General features: G+C 55.8%; 17 protein-coding genes. 7 read left to right on the plus strand and 10 right to left on the minus strand.

The window, feature by feature from the left end; translation table 11 throughout:
• Position 1 precedes the first annotated feature (1 nt).
• On the plus strand, positions 2 to 472 hold the full coding sequence (locus tag GS630_RS15020) for a tetratricopeptide repeat protein (protein WP_171095376.1): 471 nt from the start codon (positions 2 to 4) through the stop codon (positions 470 to 472).
• Positions 473 to 504: 32 nt separating this feature from the next.
• Here GS630_RS15020 and dctP read toward each other — a convergent pair whose 3' ends face one another.
• Genes dctP through GS630_RS15050 form a run of 6 tightly spaced genes read right to left on the minus strand, consistent with a single transcriptional unit; the run spans position 505 to position 6,081 of the window.
• Positions 505 to 1,566 carry a TRAP transporter substrate-binding protein DctP gene (gene dctP / locus GS630_RS15025; protein ID WP_171180569.1) on the minus strand — a complete coding sequence of 354 codons (1,062 nt, stop codon included), beginning with the start codon at positions 1,564 to 1,566 and terminating at the stop codon, positions 505 to 507.
• A 24-nt stretch (positions 1,567 to 1,590) separates the two neighbouring features.
• Positions 1,591 to 2,880, minus strand: a complete 1,290-nt coding sequence (locus GS630_RS15030; RefSeq protein ID WP_170337175.1) for a TRAP transporter large permease — start codon at positions 2,878 to 2,880, stop codon at positions 1,591 to 1,593.
• On the minus strand, positions 2,881 to 3,468 hold the full coding sequence (locus tag GS630_RS15035) for a TRAP transporter small permease (RefSeq protein ID WP_171236615.1): 588 nt from the start codon (positions 3,466 to 3,468) through the stop codon (positions 2,881 to 2,883).
• A 53-nt stretch (positions 3,469 to 3,521) separates the two neighbouring features.
• Entirely contained in the window at positions 3,522 to 4,037 is a 516-nt protein-coding gene (locus GS630_RS15040; protein WP_171621404.1) for a flavin reductase family protein, read from the minus strand.
• Entirely contained in the window at positions 4,037 to 4,927 is an 891-nt protein-coding gene (locus GS630_RS15045; RefSeq protein ID WP_171621405.1) for an aldo/keto reductase family oxidoreductase, read from the minus strand. The genes GS630_RS15040 and GS630_RS15045 overlap by 1 nt, the downstream gene beginning before the upstream one ends.
• Entirely contained in the window at positions 4,927 to 6,081 is a 1,155-nt protein-coding gene (locus GS630_RS15050) for an LLM class flavin-dependent oxidoreductase (protein ID WP_171621406.1), read from the minus strand. The genes GS630_RS15045 and GS630_RS15050 overlap by 1 nt, the downstream gene beginning before the upstream one ends.
• Before the next feature lie 107 nt (positions 6,082 to 6,188).
• Here GS630_RS15050 and GS630_RS15055 point away from each other — a divergent pair, with 107 nt between their 5' ends.
• Positions 6,189 to 6,899, plus strand: coding sequence for a UTRA domain-containing protein (locus GS630_RS15055; protein WP_171621407.1), 711 nt, complete (start codon positions 6,189 to 6,191; stop codon positions 6,897 to 6,899).
• 12 nt (positions 6,900 to 6,911) lie between these two features.
• Positions 6,912 to 8,009, plus strand: coding sequence for a Gfo/Idh/MocA family protein (locus tag GS630_RS15060; protein ID WP_171621408.1), 1,098 nt, complete (start codon positions 6,912 to 6,914; stop codon positions 8,007 to 8,009).
• 120 nt (positions 8,010 to 8,129) lie between these two features.
• Here the strand turns inward: GS630_RS15060 and GS630_RS15065 are convergent, their stop codons facing one another.
• Both GS630_RS15065 and glyA read right to left on the minus strand, forming a co-directional pair.
• Positions 8,130 to 10,145, minus strand: a complete 2,016-nt coding sequence (locus tag GS630_RS15065; protein WP_171621409.1) for a DEAD/DEAH box helicase — start codon at positions 10,143 to 10,145, stop codon at positions 8,130 to 8,132.
• Positions 10,146 to 10,313: 168 nt separating this feature from the next.
• Positions 10,314 to 11,621 (minus strand): serine hydroxymethyltransferase, encoded by a 1,308-nt coding sequence (gene glyA / locus GS630_RS15070; protein WP_171180556.1) that lies wholly within the window; start codon positions 11,619 to 11,621, stop codon positions 10,314 to 10,316.
• Positions 11,622 to 11,717: 96 nt separating this feature from the next.
• On the opposite strand from glyA, the gene GS630_RS15075 reads away from it, so the two are divergent.
• Together GS630_RS15075 and GS630_RS15080 are read left to right on the plus strand one after the other, a co-directional pair.
• The gene (locus tag GS630_RS15075) at positions 11,718 to 12,596 is read left to right on the plus strand and encodes a LysR family transcriptional regulator (RefSeq protein WP_171621410.1); all 879 of its coding nucleotides are present in this window, start codon (positions 11,718 to 11,720) and stop codon (positions 12,594 to 12,596) included.
• A gap of 308 nt (positions 12,597 to 12,904) precedes the next feature.
• Positions 12,905 to 13,147 (plus strand): N-acetyltransferase, encoded by a 243-nt coding sequence (locus GS630_RS15080; protein ID WP_256368714.1) that lies wholly within the window; start codon positions 12,905 to 12,907, stop codon positions 13,145 to 13,147.
• A gap of 26 nt (positions 13,148 to 13,173) precedes the next feature.
• On the opposite strand, the gene GS630_RS15085 is transcribed toward GS630_RS15080, so the two are convergent.
• Positions 13,174 to 14,220, minus strand: a complete 1,047-nt coding sequence (locus GS630_RS15085; protein ID WP_171621411.1) for an aromatic ring-hydroxylating dioxygenase subunit alpha — start codon at positions 14,218 to 14,220, stop codon at positions 13,174 to 13,176.
• Between the two features lie 53 nt (positions 14,221 to 14,273).
• Positions 14,274 to 14,957 carry a DnaA N-terminal domain-containing protein gene (locus tag GS630_RS15090; protein ID WP_171621412.1) on the minus strand — a complete coding sequence of 228 codons (684 nt, stop codon included), beginning with the start codon at positions 14,955 to 14,957 and terminating at the stop codon, positions 14,274 to 14,276.
• A gap of 467 nt (positions 14,958 to 15,424) precedes the next feature.
• Between GS630_RS15090 and GS630_RS15095 the strand changes: the two genes are divergently transcribed.
• Both GS630_RS15095 and GS630_RS15100 read left to right on the plus strand, forming a co-directional pair.
• Positions 15,425 to 16,732, plus strand: a complete 1,308-nt coding sequence (locus GS630_RS15095; RefSeq protein ID WP_171180549.1) for an AAA family ATPase — start codon at positions 15,425 to 15,427, stop codon at positions 16,730 to 16,732.
• Positions 16,729 to 17,838 carry a ParB N-terminal domain-containing protein gene (locus GS630_RS15100; RefSeq protein ID WP_171180547.1) on the plus strand — a complete coding sequence of 370 codons (1,110 nt, stop codon included), beginning with the start codon at positions 16,729 to 16,731 and terminating at the stop codon, positions 17,836 to 17,838. Before GS630_RS15095 ends, GS630_RS15100 begins: the two co-directional genes overlap by 4 nt.
• Positions 17,839 to 18,570: the final 732 nt, after the last annotated feature.

Genomic DNA, 18,570 nt, shown 5'->3' on the forward strand with positions numbered 1-18,570 from the left:
CATGCGCCAGTTTGTACTTGCCCTTTGTCTGCTTGCCAGCCCGGCGCTCGCCGAACTGGAACAGGCGCGCGATTTGATGGAGGCCGGCGAGTTTGAGGCCGCGCGCAAAGAACTGCTGCCCGCCGCCCGCTCGGGCAATGCCGAGGCCGAGGAATTGATCGGCGTGATGTACGGGCTGGGCCTGGGCGTCGAACGGGACTATGAGCGCGCGTTCGAATGGTATCTGCGCGCCTCGATGAAGGGGCATCCGGGGGCCCAGTCGGGGGTTGGCTGGTATTATGAGCTGGGTCTTGGGATGCCCGCGCCTGATCTGGTCAGGGCTTACATGTGGTACACGCTCAGCGCGATTGGCGGCGATCCCGACGCAGCGATCAGCCTTGAGGAAGTAATCAAGAAAATGTCGCCGGAGCAGATCGAAAGGGCGCATGTTCTGGTGAACGACTACAAAGGGTGGATGTACCCGTTTCGGTAAGGGCCGGGCCTTAAGGGGCCCGACCCGGAAGCTTAGTTCAGATCCGCATCGCGCGACGCGTTCACATCGGCCTCAGCCGCCGCCACCGCATCTGTCAACGCAACAAAGATCTCATCCCCACGGGCAACATTGGACTGGAACCAGTCATAGACCGGCGTTGCGGCCTCTTTGAACGCAGCCTTCTGGTCAGGTGTCAGCACATAGAGATCGCCGCCACCGGCGACAAAATCCTCATAGGCTTGGATCGACTTGCGCTTGGGTGAGGCAAAGGTAGCCTGTTGAAGCGCATAGAAGCCGTCAACGACGACGCGGCGCATGTCCTCGGGCATCTCCTGAAACTTGGCGTTGTTCATCCACCACAGCGCACCCATGTATGCATGCCCGTCCAGCGTGACGTACTGCAGACCCGCATCCGGGAATTTCATGCCCATGATGTCGGTGATGCCGTTCTTGGACCCTTCAACAACGCCGGTCTGGAAGCTGGTGAACAGTTCGGGCCACGGGATTGGGGTGGGCGAGGCGCCCAGCGCTTTGACCAATTCCTGCGGCAGGTCAGCAACCACGGTGCGGATTTTCAACCCTTCCATATCCGCAGGCTCGGCAATGCGGCGCTGCGTGTTGGCGAAGTTGCGCCAGCCACCGGTGTTGCCAATGGTCATCAAACGGATCGCGCCGCCCGAGTCCTCAAGCGCCATGTTGCGCATGGTACGGGTGAAGTCACCGGACAGAACATGTTCTGCAATGCGGTCATCGGCCATCAGATATGGCAAATCCAGAACCTGCACGTATGGGAAAATGCCCGACGCACCGCCGGAGGTGGAGATGTAGATGTCTATGGTTCCGTCTGCCACACCTTGCAAGCACTCGGCCCCGTTCGAACATAGCTGCGTGCCGATAAACAGCTCGACCTCGATCGCACCGTTCGAGGCGGCCTCGACATAGTTCTTGAAGACGATCAGGCCGTCGTAGTCCTCGTCATTTTCGTTCGAATTGGCAGTGGCGCGCAGCGTGTAGTCTGCGGCTGTGGCGGCCACGGCAGACGCGGCCACCAACGATGTGGCCACCGCTGCGGTTTTGATAAAGTTTCTGAGCATGCGTTTCCTCCCTGTGGAACTCAGTTAGTTGGCAAACCCCGTTATGCGCGGGATGGTCATGGATAGTGCGGGGATGTAGGTGATCAGGAAGATCACTATGATTTCGACCGCCAGGAATGGCAGGATCGCTTTGGCGATGGTCTCAACCCGTTCGCGTGACACGGCGGCGGCCACGAACAGGACCAAGCCCATCGGTGGGGTGGCCAGACCAACGGTCAGGTTGACGCTCATGATGATGGCGAAGTGAATTGGGTCAACACCGAGGCTGGTGAAGATCGGGCCAAGGATGGGCCCGAGAATGATGATCGCGGGACCGGCGTCCAAGAACATACCGACGATGAAAAGCAGCAGATTGATCAGAAATAGTAGGATCAGCGGGTTTTCCGAAAGGCTGAGTATCAGTGAAGCCAATTGCTCGGGCGCATGGCTGAGGCTGACCACAGTTTTGAACGCCATCGCCGCACCAACCAGCAGCAGCACGACGGCCGAGGTCATGCCTGCGTTGCTGAGAACCTCGGGCACCTCTTTCCATGTCAAAGTGCGCAGAACGAAGAAGCCGATGATGAAAGCATAGCCTACGGCGACGGCTGCAGCCTCGGTCGGGGTGAAAATACCGCCGAGAATACCGCCCAGAATGATGACCGGGGTCATCAGCGGGAAGAAGGCTTTAAGGCTGGCCTGACGACGCTCGGGCCAGGTGTATTTCCGGCTGGCGACCGGGAAGTCATATTTGTCAGCCATCAGTTTGATCATCAGCATAAGGCCGACACCAACCATCACACCGGGGACGATACCCGCGAGGAACAGGGCAGCCACGCTTTCGCCCATGACGTAGGCATAGATGATCATGATGCCCGAGGGCGGAATAATCGGTCCGATCACCGAACTTGCCGCTGTGATCGCCGCAGCGAATTTACGGGTATAACCCTGTTTCTCCATCGCCGGGATCAGCATGGACCCTAGGGCGGAGGTGTCTGCGACTGCCGAGCCGGACAAGCCCGCAAACAGGATCGAACTCAGCACGTTCACATGTGCCAGACCGCCACGCAGATGGCCCATAAGCGCCTGTGAAAACTCGACAAGACGGATGGTGATGCCGCCTCGGTTCATCAGCTCTCCGGCCAGCATGAAGAAGGGGATCGCCATCAGCGGGAAACTGTCCATGCCGTTATAGACGTTGCGGTAGAGCAGCGTGATGTCGTTGGTTTGGCCATTCAGCCACAGCAGGATACCGGGCGCGGCCAGAAGGGCGAAAAAGACCGGCAGACCGATCAGCAGAAAAATCAGAAAGGTGGGCAGGAACCAGATCAGCATTTATTCGGCCCCCACTGCCGCATCAGGAATTTCGGGCAACAGGTGACCTCCGCCCAGCAGAGTGATGAAAGATCGCAGGATCAACTCGATATTCACCGAGATCAGCAAGATGATCCCCACCAACAGCGAGGCCATCATCCAGCTACGCGGGATGCGGTACCATTCGTCGAACCCGAAAGATGTGGGCAGGTATAGCGCTGCGGTGGCGAACCTACCGCCAAAGCCAGTCACTTCGGACCAGCCGATATTGACAGCGACCAGCAGCACGGCAAGCGAGATTAGCAGCAAGAACAGGTTCAGCGTTTGGCCGATAATGCGCGGCAAAAAGCGCTCTAGCATATCAATGGCCACAAAACCCCCGCGCCGAAACGCCGTGGGGGCCATCAGACCGGTCATCCACAACATGCAGAACCGCGCGGCCTCATCCGGCCAGGGCAGCGCATTGCCCAGAACATATCGGAAGAACACCTGAATCAGGATTGCAATGACCATGAGTGCAATAGCAACGACACCAACCGCGCGGCCCAGACGCAGCACGGTTTCGTTCACGAATGCAATCGGCGCAAGCACCGATGCCAGTCCGCCCATGCGGATCCTCCCTTGTTCAGCCGCGGGTATGTCCCACGACCGTCAGATCGCGCTTAGTGCTGCGCGAATTGGCCGAGTTTCCCGGCATAAAAGGTCAGCGCGTCTCCGTCCGCCATGCTGACCCTAAGAACTTTTCCCACAACAATAACGTGATCGCCCGCATCGTGATATGCATGTTGTTCGCATTCAAACCGCGCCAGGCAATCCGACAACAACGGCGTTCCGTTCTCGCAGCGCTCATGCGCGATGTCGCGCAGGGCGAAGGCATCCTTGGAGCAGCCAAAGCACAGCTCGGCCTGTTCGGATGACAGTACGTGAACGCTGAAATGACGGGCCTCTTGGAAATAGGGGAAGCGCCGCGAATTGCGGTCACCCGCCCACATGATCAGCGGCGGGTCTAATGACAGGGATGAGAAACTATTGGCCGTAATACAGACCGGACCATCCGCGCTGTCGCAGGTGACGATGGTCACCCCAGTGGCAAAGCGACCAAAGGCGTCGCGCAGGGTACGGGTGTCGTCCTTATGTGGAACGAAGGTGTGGTTCATGTCCTTTGAGATTGCGTTCATCATGGTACCTCATGCCCCAGTGCCGCCTCATAGAGGCGATACCAGGTTTCGCGATCCAGTTTGACTTTCAACGCGTCCGAGGCGCGTTTGATCCGATCCAGATTGTTGGTTCCCAGAACCGGCAGGATGTTGGCCGGATGTGCCAGCAGGAAAGCCACAGCGACGGCGGCGCGATCCACACCGAACTCGGCTGCGATTTCATCGGCCACAACGCCGACCGGAGGGTTTCCGGCCATCAACAGGCCTCCACCAAGCGGCGACCACGCCATCAGCGGATGGCCGTGTTGCTGGTGAAACGCCAGATCGCCATTGGTGAAAGGGCTGATCTCGCCCAGCGAGATCTCGATCTGGTTGGTGACCAATTTGGTCTTCATCGCCGATTGCAGCAGCGACCAGTTCCACGGGCGGAAGTTCGATACACCCACAGCGCCCACTTTACCGCTGGCGACAACCTCGTCCAGAGCGGCACCAGTTTCATTGTGGTCCATCAGCGGGTCAGGGCGGTGAATCAACAGCAGGTCGATATGGTCAATGGCCATTTCTGTCAGCGAGGTATCGACCGACTTCAGAATATGGGCGCGCGACGTGTCGTAGTATTTCACCTTCGCATCCGCGTAACGGCCCACCGGGGCGATGATGTCACATTTGGTGACGATCTCCATCTTCTGGCGCAAGCTTGGGTTGGCGCGCAAGGCATTGCCCAGAACGGCCTCAGCTGCGTAACCGCCATAGATATCAGCCTGATCAAAGGTGGTGATGCCCTGGTCCAAGCAAGCCTGAATCTTGGCTACCACATGCCCTGTGGACGTGTCGCTGTCATCGCCCAGCCGCCACATGCCATAGACAAGACGGCTCATCTCAAGCGAGTCAGATAGTTTCACACGTTGCATCAGCGGCGTTCTCCGTTGCCCAGTGGGGTCGCTGGGGTCGTTGCTGGCACGCGCCCGTAAGCTTCGGGCAGCGAGCAGGTTTTCAAGTTGGGCAACACCCGAGCACCAAAGTGCTTGGCCTCATCCATGTGCGGGTAGCCCGAGAATATGAAAGCGCGGATGCCCATCTTCTGATATTCCTCGATCTTCGACATAACCTGATCGGTCGATCCGACCAGAGCAGCACCGCAGCCAGACCGCGCCCGGCCAACACCAGTCCAGAGACCGGGTTCGACATAGCCATACTCATCTGCCAGATCGCGGTTCTTGGCCTGATGCGCCACACCCAGCGACGTCGCGTCCAACGCCCGTTCACGAATGGCGCGACCGTATTCGTCATCCAGCTTCGAGACGATGTAATCCGCATATTCCTGTGCCTCAGCCTCGGTATCGCGGACGATCATGTGGACACGCAAGCCGTAGTCCAGCGTGCGGTTGTAGTTCTCGGCCACAGCGTGAACGGCCTTCATCCGTTCGGCAAGTTGATCCTTGGTTTCGGGCCACATCAGGTAGACGTCGCAATGTTCACCACACAAATCCAAAGCCGAAGGTGAATATCCACCAAAATACAACAGTGGCCCGCCAGTCTGATAGGGTTTCGCAGGATCCGTTGTCAGACCCGAGAAGTTATACACTTCGCCGGCGTGATTGATCTCATCCTGTGTCCAGGCCTGTTTCAAAATCTCAACCACTTCGCGCGATCGCTGATAACGGAACGCACTATCGGCTTTCTCACCGGGGAAGTCCGATGAGATGATGTTGACCGTCAACCGCCCCTTCAGCATGTGATCCAGCGTAGCGATGGTGCGGGCCAGCATGATGGGCTGCATCTCACCACACCGCACGGCAGCCAACATATTAATCTTTTCAGTGATCGGGGCGCAGCCCGCGACAAAGCTCAGCGTGTCCTGGCCAACCTGATAAGAGGATGGGCACAGGATATTGCGGAACCCTTGCGCTTCGGCCTCTTTTACGATGCCGGAACAATGCGCCCAACTGGACCGCAGATCGCCATCGGGCACTCCAAGGAACTGGTAGTCGTCCGAGCAGAGCGCAGCAAACCACGAGACCTCTGCCGCAGCCAGATCAGGGGAAGTGATGGGGACGATAGTCATCTGAGTCGGTCTCCGCGCAGCGTTTGCTTTTTCTCTTGCGTAGCAATCGCTTTGATGTAGATCAATAGTGTATCAATTTTTTCCGCGACTAAGTGAAGCGACTGACTGTGCCCTCTGCTAATCGAAACCCAAATGCCCTTCCGGTTTACATCCAGATTGCGGAGCTTCTGATCCGCGACATCGCGGCGGGTCGGCTGATAGACGGCGAGCGCCTGCCACCCGAGCGCGAGCTGGCCGCAGAACTAAATGTCTCGGTCGGGACGCTGCGAAAATCGCTCGCCGAGCTAGAAAAAAAGGGGATGCTCGAGCGCATCCAGGGCTCGGGCAATTACATTCGGGAAACAGGAACACAGAACAGCGTCTATGCAATGTTCCGGCTTGAATTGCCTAAAGGTGGCGGCTTGCCGCGCGCGGATATCCTGTCGGTGGATCACTTGGAAAAACCTTCCGATCTGCCCCCGTTCGGACAGTCAACCCGCGGATCACGCGTGCGTCGGATGCGCTACTTGAATGACACAATCATAGCCGTCGAAGAAATCTGGCTGGACGAATCAGCAGGTTTGATCGACCCGACCCTCTTGTCCGACTCTCTTTACCGCTACTATCAACGCCAATTGGGATTTTGGATCATTCGGGCCGAAGACAGGGTCTCGGTCCAATCGCTTCCCGATTGGACGCCCGAAAGCTTCACCAAACCAGCAGGCCAAACAGTGGGGTATATCGAGCGTTTCAGCTGGTCAGAGACCGCTGAACCCGTTGAATTCTCAAAAACATGGTTCGACCCAGATCGGGCCAACTACGTCCAACGTTTGAAGTAAAAGGAAACACGCATGACCCGAACCATCAACTACGGGCTGATTGGATGCGGCATGATGGGGCAAGAGCACTTGCACAATATCGGCCTGTTGGAACGGACGCGCGTGGCGGCGATTTTTGAGCCGGATCCGGTGATGGCAAAGGCTGCCAAAGCCATCGCACCGGATGCCGCGATGGTGAGCTCGGTCAAAGAGCTTCTGGCAGTCGCGGAGTTGGATTGCCTTGTCATCGCAAGCCCCAATCACTTGCATGTAGACCAGATCTGCGAAGTGGCCGAAACGCGACCCCTGCCGTTGTTGGTGGAAAAGCCGTTGTTCACCGACCCACAGGATGCGGCCCGGTTAGAAGAGGTTGAGCGTAGCTATCCCTGCCCCATCTGGGTTGCGATGGAATACCGATACATGCCCCCTATTGCTGCTTTGATCGACAAGGCGGAAGCAACAGGTGGCGTGAAGATGCTGTCTATCCGCGAGCATCGTTTCCCATTTCTGGAAAAGGTCGGCCACTGGAACCGGTTCAATCGCAATACCGGGGGCACATTTGTCGAAAAATGCTGCCATTTCTTCGACCTCATGCGCTTGATCCTGCAATCCGACCCGGTGCGTGTGACCGCAAGCGGCGGACAAGCCGTCAACCATCTGGACGAAAGCTACGAAGGCGAAACACCCGATATTCTGGACCACGGGTACGTCATTGTCGATTTCGCCTCGGGCGCACGGGCCATGTTAGAGCTGTGCATGTTTGCAGAAGGCTCCCGGTATCAGGAAGAAATTTCGGCTGTTGGAGCCAAGGCCAAGGTCGAGGCGCTGGTTCCCGGCCCAGGGCGCTTCTGGCCGGATCATCTGGGGGAACCACCAGTGCCCAAAGTTATTGTAAGCCCCCGCAGCCCCAAGGGGCCCACGACAATAGATGTACCCGTAGACGCCAGAATATTGGCGGCCGGAGACCACAATGGGTCAACCTTTTATCAGCACGAAGGGTTTCTGGCCGTGCTGCGCGGTGAAAAGGCCAAACCGGACGTCAGCCTGAAGGACGGTCTTTGGGCCGTACGGATGGGGCATGCGGCACAAAAAGCGATAGAAAGCGGCGAAACCGTACGAATAGGCAAATGATCACAAAGACGCGCCGGGTTGGGTTTTAAGATCAGTTGGATCCCAACCCGGCTTATCGCATCCATCATATGGCTCGGCTGATGCACCTTTTGCAATGCCACCAGAAAGCAACAATGGGGTTCACTTTTTCCGTGACCCTTTGCGCATCGGCCGCGCATCCGGGCCTTTTCCTGCGCGCACCTTAAAGCGTTTGGGTTTGTCGCCATCCTGCCGGCCCTTGGCGCGTTCTTTCCGAGAACCCATGGGTTTTGACGGATCAGCCGCGTTCTTGCGCCGCTTGGTCTCGATACCGTTGCTTTTGACGGTTGTTTTCTTCTCAGGATTGCCCTGGCTCTTGCCATGGTTCCGCTTCGGCTTGCCAGACTGTGGTTTGTCAACGTTATCCTGGCGCTTTGAGGGCTTTTTCGCGCTCTGTTCGGATTCAGCGGCGTTTGGATCCACAGCGGGCTTAGAGTCGCGACGCGATACGTCCTTTTTGCGATCTGCACGCGGCGTCTTTGGTGCCGCAGGGGGACCTTTTGGTGAGGCGTCGAAATCCGGGACGCCGGGCAATTCGGTCAAACGCGCTCCCTGCTCAAGGTCAAGCTCTGGGCCAAGCTCGTTCTTCATCGCAGGCACGGCATCGGTCAGGATTTCAACGAATGTCTCCTGATATTGAACACGAATGGCCCCAATTGCATCTTTGGAAATCCCCGCATTACGACACAGCATGGGCAGCAGCCATCGCGGCTCGGCGCGTTGTTTGCGGCCCAAAGACAGCGAAAACCAAGTGCTGGGCCCGAAATCCGAAGCGTCCCGTTTTTTGCGGGCACCCGGTTCGGGCACATCACCCAAAATCTCGGGCGCGGAATTGCGCTCGCGGTAGAGCCGCAGAAACGCCGCAGCAATTTTCTCGGCAGAGCGTTCTTGCAAAAGGCGTTGGGCAAAGGCCTGTTCTTCGGCGCTTGGAGATTGACCCCATCCCGGATCGGACATCAGCCTTTCTTCATCGCGCGCAAGCACCGCCTCGGCGGAGGGTGGCGTACCCCATTCGGCCTCCAGTTTGGCGGATTTCAATAGGCGCTGTGCCTTTGACCTTTGACGCCCCGGCACAATCAGTACGGATGTACCCTTTCGTCCGGCACGGCCCGTCCGCCCGGACCGGTGCAACAAAGATTCCGCATTGGATGGCAGATCTGCGTGGATCACAAGCTCAAGCCGGGGAAGGTCAATGCCACGCGCAGCCACATCTGTTGCGATACAAACACGCGCGCGGCCATCACGAAGCGCCTGCAAGGCATGGGTGCGTTCCGTTTGGCTCAGTTCACCCGAAAGCGAAACCACGGAAAACCCTCTGTTGGAAAACTTCGCTGTCAGGCGGGCCACCATAGACCGGGTATTGGCAAAGATGATCGCCGTTTGCGCATCATGAAAACGCAAAAGGTTGATGATTGCCTTTTCGATATCAGACGGGGCCACAGACAGCGCAAGATAGGAAATGTCCGCGTGCTGGGCGTCTTTGTTGCCGACCTCAATGCGGCGAGCGTTATCTTTTTGATAGGTCTGGGCAAGCTTGGCGATACCGCGCGGCACCGTTGCCGAGAATAGCAATGTGCGACGGTTTTCAGGCGTGTGGTCCAGAATGAACTCCAGATCTTCCGAGAACCCCATGTCCAGCATTTCGTCCGCTTCATCCAGGACGACAGCCCTGAGATCGCTCAGATCGATCACACCCCGAGAGACATGGTCCCTAAGTCGACCGGGCGTGGCGACAATGACATGCGCGCCGCGCTCGATCGCTCTGCGTTCAGCACGCGCATCCATGCCACCAACGGCGGATGCGGTAACGATCCCGGCCTCAGAAAACAGCCAGTCAAATTCCCGTTGCACCTGCATGGCCAATTCACGTGTGGGCGCAATGACCAAAGCCAAAGGGGACGCGGGGCGATCAAATCGGCCATCGCCGTCCAACAAATCTGGCGCAATCGCCAAGCCAAAACCCACCGTTTTTCCCGATCCGGTTTGCGCTGACACCAACAGATCAAGCTGGCCCAGTTCAGGCTGTGTCACCGCGACTTGAACGGGTGTTAGTTCGCTGTAACCCTTTTGGGTCAACGCCTGCGAAAGCGTCTTGGGCAGGTCGAAGGGGTTGTGCATAGATCACCTTGCAGAAGAAAGATCACGCCCTTAACGGTGATGACAGACATTGTACAGCCCGCTCGACCCAACAAGTACGATCGGCGGCAAATCGTCCCTTTGCCGTCTCCAAGGATGTTGTCAAAGCGACCGGAATTCGAGAGGTCAACTCAAACGGCCGCTTTGATCTCAATTCACGAAATGCAGCTGGTCGAACTCTCTGCGCCAGTCGGAAACCTCTGCTAGAACAGTTTCACCACTCAGGCCGCGCATGATCAGATCGGCCAAACGCTCAGCGTCGTCGGACCTCATACCCCACCGCACCAACTCTGGGGTGCCGATCCTCAGGCCGTTCATGTCCGCCTCTACGGGTTCGACCGGCAAGCCGATGCCACATGCGAGGAACCCGCTTGCCCGCAGCTTTTTGGATGCTGTTTGACCTCCGCCGAAAGCCTTCGCAAGAACCGCGAATTGGTGGGAATTTGTAAAACCATCCCGGCAAGTGAAGATCGGAACACCCTGCTCGTGCAACGCTTGGGACAACGCTTGTGACATGGCGATCATCTCGCGCGCATAGGCCGAACCAAATTCCTTCCAATCCAACATCGTGACGGCGAGAGCAGCAGTCTTGGCTGCATCGAAATTGGCAGTCATGCCGGGAAAGGCTATCGCGTCCAGCGCTTTCGCAATTTCGGCTTCATTTGAAACGATCAGACCCCCAGCCGGACCACCAAGGCTCTTATAGGTGCTCATAGTCATGAAATGCGCACCTTCTTTCAACGGGTTGGACCACGCGCGTCCGGCAATGATGCCACACTGATGGGCGGCGTCGAACATAACCCATGCTCCTACTTCGTCCGCAATGGCGCGGACCTCGGCCACAGGATGTTCAAACAGATTAAGGCTGCCGCCAATCGTGATCAGCTTGGGCCTCTCAGACTTCGCCAGTTCGCGCAACCCATCCAGATCGACGGTGTAGCCATTAGCGTTCACAGGTGCTTCGATTGTTCGCAGACCAAAAAGTCCGGCGCAACCAGCTACATGATGGGTAACGTGCCCGCCAATTGAGGCGGGAGGAGCGATTATTGTGTCGCCTGGTTTGCAAGTCGCCATAAACCCATAGAGGTTGGCAATGGCGCCTGAAGGCACGCGAACTTCGGCAAACTGGGCATCAAAAACCTCGGCGCACAGTTCTGCGGCGATAACTTCGATCTCTTCGATTGCTTCCAGCCCCATTTCATATTTGTCGCCGGGGTAACCCAAGGAAGGTCGCGACCCAATGCCTGAAGACAAAAGCAGTTCGGCTTTGGGGTTCATCACATTGGTTGCCGGGTTTAGGTTGAAGCACTCTTTCTCGTGGATGCGACGGTTTTCCTCTGCCAAATGCTCAATCCGGGCCAATAGATCACCCGACGGTGTCGCAGCGGCCTTTGTTGCGATGTCCTGAACCAAGGTTTCGCTTACGGCGGGCACCCAATCTCTTTGCGCAAGTGTCATCTGACGATCTCCTGTTTTTCTCAATGTGACGACTGCCGCGTGACATCGCAAAGCAGAATTGATATTTCTTGGCGTAGAAAAACTAAGGCTTCTGAAATGAGCGTTGTTCCTAATCGCCCGAAAGGACCACCTCTGAACGCCATGCGCGCCTTTGAGGCTGCTGCGCGCCACGTAAGCTTTGCCGCGGCAGCCGAAGAGTTGAGCGTCTCGCCGGGCGCGATATCTCAACACATAAAAACACTGGAAGGTTGGGCAGGGTCCCCGCTGTTTCGCCGCAATGCCCAGGGCGTTGAGCTCACCCCTGAAGGGCAGTCACTTGTCGCGGATTTCACCTCGGCCTTTGACCAAGTGGCCGATGCGGCCCGAGCGTTGCGCAACTTAAAGCCCAAGGCCGATTTTCACATCGCAGCCCTGCCCAGTGTTGCCCAACTTTGGCTGCCCAAGCGTCTGCGTCAGATCAGAGCTCAACTGCCAGACATCACTTTTTCTGTAACAGCCATGGAAACTCCGCCCACTCTTGGGCGTGAGCTGTTCGATTTGTCGATCTTCTTCGCCGTGACGGATGGATCGCCAAGGCAGATCGCTGTTTGCAAGGACATTATCGCTCCGGTTTGCGCGCCTACGCTTCTGGATCGCGCCCGAGGCGGAAACGGATTTGAAGACATTCCACTACTGCATGATCAGGCTTGGAAAGACGATTGGTCCACTTGGTCCCAAAATACTGGGTATAAACTGCGCGATGATCAAAGTGGACCTCAGTTTTCGCTCTACAGCCTTGCCGTCGAAGAGGCCAAGGCCGGCGCAGGCATGTTGATCGGACACATGTGTCTGATCGAAGAAGCTTTAGCTTCTGGTGCTTTGACGCCCGTGCATAGTCAATCCTGCCATACAGGTCGCTCTCTTGTGATCGAAATGCCAGAACAATCGAGACGCAGACCTGAAACGGACCAAGTTGTTCAATTGCTGTCAGACTGAACAATCATCCACGCCAAAGATTGAACTGTCTCTGCTTCCGCTAATTGGGTTGGATTTCACCTTTTCTGAGCGATAAACTGCGGTTGGGGCTTGCCGCGATGGGCGGCTTTGGGCGCTGACAGTTTTGGAACTCGATCTACCTGCCGACGCTGATATTGACTTCAGAACCTGTCTGCTAAGTGTGCAGTCAGCCACTTTCGTATGATCGAAGTTTGTTAGAAGACAAGCTTCCAACTCTTCCTACTTCGAGAAAGTAATGGCTGTGCTACTGTCGCGAAGCTTATACCGTTCTGAGCCCGCTCAGCCAATTGCAGCTGGGTCGTCGTGGTATCGACATGCACCACCTCTTTGTCGAACGGCCCCATCGCGGCATGGGCGTCGGGCGGCGGCTGATCGAAGGCGCAATATACAAGGCGCGCGCGCTGTCCTGCTCCTACATGATGGTCGGCACCCACCCCGACAATTCAAAAGCCCAAGCCGCCTACCTGGCTTGCGGATTCGAGCGGCGGGATGCGGTGCATCCCCGGTTTCACTTTCCTCTCGATGCCTAGTGGGTTTCAGAACCGACCAGCAAGCCTTACAACCGCTCAACCATGTCGATCGGTCCAGCCTCAGCCTCAATCGCGCGGTTCAAAGCTTTCCGGAACAGTTTGGCCCCCGCGTCCAGCCCCAGATCAATATGGGGCGTCTTGGCGTATTTCATGCCCAGATGAACCTTTTCCAACACTTCTTTGTCCTCAAGAAACGCCATCCGCGCGCCATCATTCATGAATTTGGACACCTCGGCATTGTCGGGATCGGAATTGCGGTGCTGGAACCAAAAATACCGGGTTCGATCCTCATCAATCGGGGTCATGAAGTTGTAAGATATGTTGATGAATGTCTCAGCAACCGGTTGCTTATCATAGCCTCCGGTCCCGACGGGCGTGTAGATGGATTTGTTCAGCCCGATCGCAGGCATACACATCTCATAGTGCTGCAGTCGGTCACAATCACCGTCAAAGGCCACCAGTTTCGCGTAATAAGGCGACGGCGGCTTGTTCTCGATCCAGCGCGAAACGATTACGCCTCGATCTGTTCTATTCACATCCAACCGCTCTTCATCCGTGCCTGCACCTGCAAAGGACGACACATGAACCCAGGCTACATGGCTGGGGTCCAACAGGTTGTCGCAGACCCACAGGTAGTGACAGTCAATATCCATCACCCCGCCATCGGTTTTGCCCCAGCTTGGGTCATCGAAGTTATCAATCGGGAAAATCTTGTCAGGATCGGCCAGATCCGGGTCGCCCATCCAGATCCACAGAAAGCGATAGCGATCCACCACCGGGTAGGATTTTACAACCGCTCGACGCGGGGTCATACCGCGCTGGGTCGGGCTATCGGTGCATTTACCCGAGCAGTCGAATTTCAGACCATGATAGCCGCATTCCACAACATCGCCAATCAGGTTGCCATTAGACAGCGGCAGCTTGCGATGCGGGCAGGCATCCTCAAGCGCGACGGGGGTGCCGTCCTGCTGGCGGTAGAACACAATGTTTTCGCCTAGAAAGGTCTCGGCCTTCAGTTCGCGCCCGATATCCTTGCTCCAAGCGGCGACATACCAGCAGTTTTTCAGAAACATGGACGAGCTCTCCTGTTGGTCAGATGGCTTGCGCCAGTATGGGCGGATGCCCCTCACTCCGCCGACTCCACCCGCACAACTCTAATGCTGGGATCGACCCGGCTATAGGCTGCGAGCAAACGTTGGTTCCACTTTTGAGAAATGTAATCAGCCATGAACCGCGAAGGAGCAACGAGGGTCACAGTCCCCCCTGCCCGCTCAGCTTCGGATAAATGTTGAAACCAGCTTGCCCACAGTTCTGGATCTCGTTCATGAAGATTCGACTGGACCTGTGACCAGACATCGCTCTCGCCATCTTCGGTGGGCGCGGGTTTCATCGTGAACGGCACAATATTTGTTTCCGGCTCCGGTTTATGCATCATACGCGCATGGAAGTCCGAACCTATGATCGGCCACACCTCTTGCGTGTCGATCATGATCTGTTTGAGGTCAATCTCGTATACGGCGACTCTGCCACGCGCCGCAGGCCTTTTGACGGATACCCACCCTAATGCGCGAAATTTGGACATTTCGCGCTTTACTGTCCTTTCGTTCACTGCCCAAAGGCGCGAAATTTCTTCGCGTCCAATCGACAATTCATTGCTGCGCCAGTTATATCTGATCGTAATCAAGGCGATTATACGCAGAACACTACGCTGTCGGTGTTTATCTCCTGACAAGGCGTGAACGGTCAGCGCAGAGAGTATATCGTATTTTAAGGCCGCCGCATTACGCCCGACCGGTTTAGCCAGTTGCATACCCGTTCTCACCGCTTCTTCTGCCTCAGACGGGTTTATCCCGCCATGTTCGCGCTGTTATCCAACGCTTTTCGCCATCTTGGCCTAATTAGCGTCCAAACCTTCGATTCTGTCAAGAAGAGTCTGAAATCGAGGCAACCTTTAGGTCGGTCATCCTTCAAAAAAGAAAAGAATTTGGTGAATTATTGGTGAGGGGGGACATGCTGCATGTCCCCTTAAAGAGTTCTAATGTCCCCCTATATATAGGATTTGACAGTTCCCTGTCCCCCTAAATAACGAGGTTCTTGGTACATGACTCGCTGAGCGGCGCGGCCGAAGCTCCCGAATCGCTTTTGCGCTTAGACGCCTTGTTTTCTTACCCGTGGGTAAGGTTGCAGTTTCATGATATTTTCTTTTGCGTAAAGTGCAAATCGGTCGTAAATAGGAAACGAACAGAAATTTACGTTCCAAATATAGAGATCAGAGGCATGTACACGCACGAAGACCTGAGCGCATTGCGCAACCAATCCCTCAAGCTGCAGGGCTGGATTCGCCAGCAGACTTTTAGCCCCGAAATGGAGAAGACACTCCGCCGGTTTTCAAGCTGGGAGGTTTCCGAGCTGATCTTCCGAGTCAACCAGTCGACCTTTCGCGGCAAATTGGCGGCGGATCCGTCCCTGCCCAGTGGCGAGGTCGAGCCGGATGGGCGCCAGAGGTGGTTCAGCCTGGAAGAGGTGAACGAGTTGCGACGACGTCTCAAGGTGAACCGGAAGTCCCTGATGCCCCCGCGCCCCGAAGGCAAGCGCGCCATTCGCGCTGCTGTTGCCAACTTCAAGGGCGGAGCTGGAAAATCGACCGTGGCGTTACATCTTGCGCACGCCTCTGCACTGGATGGGTATCGTGTGCTTGTGGTGGACTTTGACCCACAGGCGACGCTGAGCCATTCGATGGGTCTTACGGATGTGGCCGAGGATTATACTGTCTGGGGCATCATGGCCCGGGATCTAATCCGTGAAACGGAACGTATGAACAATCGCCCCGTTGCCGCGCAATCAGGGACTGCCCTACCCCGCCGTGAACTGCCGCCGTCAATTACAGATATGGGTCTTGGTGACCTCAGAATCTCGGACTTCATCAGAAAGACTTCCTGGTCCACGATCGACGCGATCCCGTCCTGTGCCAATGCTGCCTTCGTTGAATTTGCTTCGGCGCAGTATCGGCATCTTAACCCTGAGTGGTCATTCTTTGCGGCTGTGTCGCGATATCTGGATCAAATCCCCGATGATGCCTATGACCTGATCATCTTCGATTGTCCTCCGGCCATTGGTTATCAATCCATGAATGCCGTCTTTGCTGCTGACATGCTTTATATTCCATCGGGCCCGGGATACTGGGAGTACGATTCCACCACGTCTTTCATAGGTCAGCTTGCCGAGGCGCTGGAGGATCTGGCTTACGGCTTCGACAAAACCTTACCCACGGGTAAGATCGGCTTGCCGAAAACATTTTGTGAGTTGCGGTTCCTACTCACACGATATGAGCCGGGTAACGCTCTTCACCATGCGATGTTCGAGGCTTTCAAAAAGGTCTTTGGTGAGCACGTCGCCGAGCACCCGGTGGAAATGACTCGCGCAGTTGAGCAGTCGGGCCGCTTTCTTAGCTCGGTTTATGAAATGGATTATCGCGAGATGACACGGGAAACCTGGCGTCGAGCGCGTTCGACATTTGACAACGTATATGAAGAATTCCGGGGCGTCATGTTGTCGGCCTGGGACAAGCTGGAGGATGAGGCATGAGCCGCAAGCGCAGAATGTTCGATATCGACATACCGGCAATGGACGACATTCCTGTCGGGAAAGTGCCGGACAAAGTTCTTGAGAAGCGCCGAGGTCCGATGGCAGCGGCGATTTCTGAAAATGCCGATGCATTGCGGGATCAGCAATCGACAGAAGAAACCATTCGAGCAGAAAACGATCGCCTGGCACATGAGTTGGTCCGCCTTCGGAACGAAGGTTTGGTCACTGAACATGTACCTCTGGCCAATGTCTTGACCGAAAAGCTGACACGAGATCGCAAGCCTGGACCGGATCCAGAGTTGGACGAGCTCAAGGATTCTATTCGGGACATTGGGCTGTCCAATCCAATCCGACTTGAACGTCGTTCGGATGGGCGGTTCGAACTCATCCAAGGGATGCGTCGCCTATCTGCTTATCGAGCATTGCTCGATGAAACGGGTAAGGACGTGTACGCCCGAATTCCGGCGGGCATTTCAGAGGCTAGTGACCTCGACAACAGCTACCGTCGCATGGTGGATGAAAACTTGATCCGTAAGGATATCTCATTTGCGGAAATGGGCGCACTCGCACGAGCGTATGCAGAAAACCCGTCAAATGATTGCCCGGACGTGGACAAGGCCGTTTCCACGTTGTTCAAGTCGGCAAGCTACACCAAGCGCAGCTATATCAGGTCGTTTGCCAGTTTGTTGAGGATGTTGGACAAAGTGCTGATGCATCCAAATGACATTCCGCGAAATGTCGGCGTGGAACTTAAACGCAAGTTCGATGCAACGCCAAATCTTGTGCGGCAGGTGAGCGAGACGTTGATGAGCGAACCGGATCGTGACGGCGTTCGCGAGGTCGCGATTCTCAGGTCTTTTTTAGGGGCGTCAGAGGCCAGCGAAGACAAGAAGCCTAAGGGTGAAAGCTCCAGTAAGCCTCGGCGTGCGAAAACTACGTTTCAAGTAACCGGCCGGGCAGGGGTTGCGAAATGCTCTGCTTCCAGCGGGCGTATTGAGTTGAAATACAACTTGGACTTCACGCGGGTGGATCGCAACAAACTGGAAGAGGCGATCGCCGCTTTTATTGAAGCTTTGCCTGAAGAAGATGACCTTACCCACGGGTAAGAATTAGGGCAGTAATCTATCAAAGGCGCGGACTGCAGTTCGCGCCTTTTTTGTTGGAGACGTATTAAGCCGGGGCCAGTATCGGCATCCAGGATCGGGCCAAGCTAGTTCGTTTTGAGTATGATAGAGCGGGCATTGAGGGCCTATGCTGAGGCAGAAACTATTTTTCGCAAAGCAGCGCACAAACGTGGAACTAAGCCAAAGTTTGAAGCTGGCGATTAAACCAATCCTCTGGAATGCAGCCCTTCTAAGGATAACGTTACCACCGCTCGCAGCAATTTTTTTGAAACACTCATGTGATGCTCCACTGATTTTCCTATGCTTCTTGCCTTTAGCTCGGGGCGTGGAGTCTGGCGGTTTACGATATTGATTTCAGTTAGAGACCATCCAACTTGTGCAACTCTTTTGGGGGGTCCAGCCACGCAGCAAGGTTTGTCATGTGCTAGACAAAAGGTTTTGGCAAATATTGGCAGCCGCAGAGCGGAGTTTTTTGTTTGAGTTACGTTTTGGTCAAGTTGAACCTTGGTCTAGGGCAGGGTACTCAACACCGTCCTTGCCTCGTTCTCTGCCAGCGCTCAGCTACGACTTGGCTCTTAATGCTCCAAGAGTGAGAAAAGGTGCGCTTACGTGAGGTGTCGTGTAACGTGCAATAAGTTTAAAAAATGATCATTAAAATAAGCTTAAGCAAGAAATTGTGCTATCTAGGGGGATCTGTTGCAAAGTTTCTTACTG

The sequence above is a fragment of the Ruegeria sp. HKCCD7303 genome (assembly GCF_013111185.1).
Lineage (GTDB): Bacteria > Pseudomonadota > Alphaproteobacteria > Rhodobacterales > Rhodobacteraceae > Ruegeria.

Coding starts and splice junctions, on each gene's coding strand:
- GS630_RS15020 (WP_171095376.1), top strand. CDS start 2: ATGCGCCAGTTTGTACTTGCCCTTTGTCTGCTTGCCAGCCCGGCGCTC.
- GS630_RS15090 (WP_171621412.1), bottom strand. CDS start 14,957: ATGCAACTGGCTAAACCGGTCGGGCGTAATGCGGCGGCCTTAAAATAC.
- GS630_RS15065 (WP_171621409.1), bottom strand. CDS start 10,145: ATGCACAACCCCTTCGACCTGCCCAAGACGCTTTCGCAGGCGTTGACC.
- GS630_RS15095 (WP_171180549.1), top strand. CDS start 15,425: ATGTACACGCACGAAGACCTGAGCGCATTGCGCAACCAATCCCTCAAG.
- glyA (WP_171180556.1), bottom strand. CDS start 11,621: ATGACACTTGCGCAAAGAGATTGGGTGCCCGCCGTAAGCGAAACCTTG.
- GS630_RS15035 (WP_171236615.1), bottom strand. CDS start 3,468: ATGGGCGGACTGGCATCGGTGCTTGCGCCGATTGCATTCGTGAACGAA.
- GS630_RS15075 (WP_171621410.1), top strand. CDS start 11,718: ATGAGCGTTGTTCCTAATCGCCCGAAAGGACCACCTCTGAACGCCATG.
- GS630_RS15040 (WP_171621404.1), bottom strand. CDS start 4,037: ATGAACGCAATCTCAAAGGACATGAACCACACCTTCGTTCCACATAAG.
- GS630_RS15045 (WP_171621405.1), bottom strand. CDS start 4,927: ATGCAACGTGTGAAACTATCTGACTCGCTTGAGATGAGCCGTCTTGTC.
- GS630_RS15100 (WP_171180547.1), top strand. CDS start 16,729: ATGAGCCGCAAGCGCAGAATGTTCGATATCGACATACCGGCAATGGAC.
- GS630_RS15085 (WP_171621411.1), bottom strand. CDS start 14,220: ATGTTTCTGAAAAACTGCTGGTATGTCGCCGCTTGGAGCAAGGATATC.
- GS630_RS15060 (WP_171621408.1), top strand. CDS start 6,912: ATGACCCGAACCATCAACTACGGGCTGATTGGATGCGGCATGATGGGG.
- dctP (WP_171180569.1), bottom strand. CDS start 1,566: ATGCTCAGAAACTTTATCAAAACCGCAGCGGTGGCCACATCGTTGGTG.
- GS630_RS15030 (WP_170337175.1), bottom strand. CDS start 2,880: ATGCTGATCTGGTTCCTGCCCACCTTTCTGATTTTTCTGCTGATCGGT.
- GS630_RS15050 (WP_171621406.1), bottom strand. CDS start 6,081: ATGACTATCGTCCCCATCACTTCCCCTGATCTGGCTGCGGCAGAGGTC.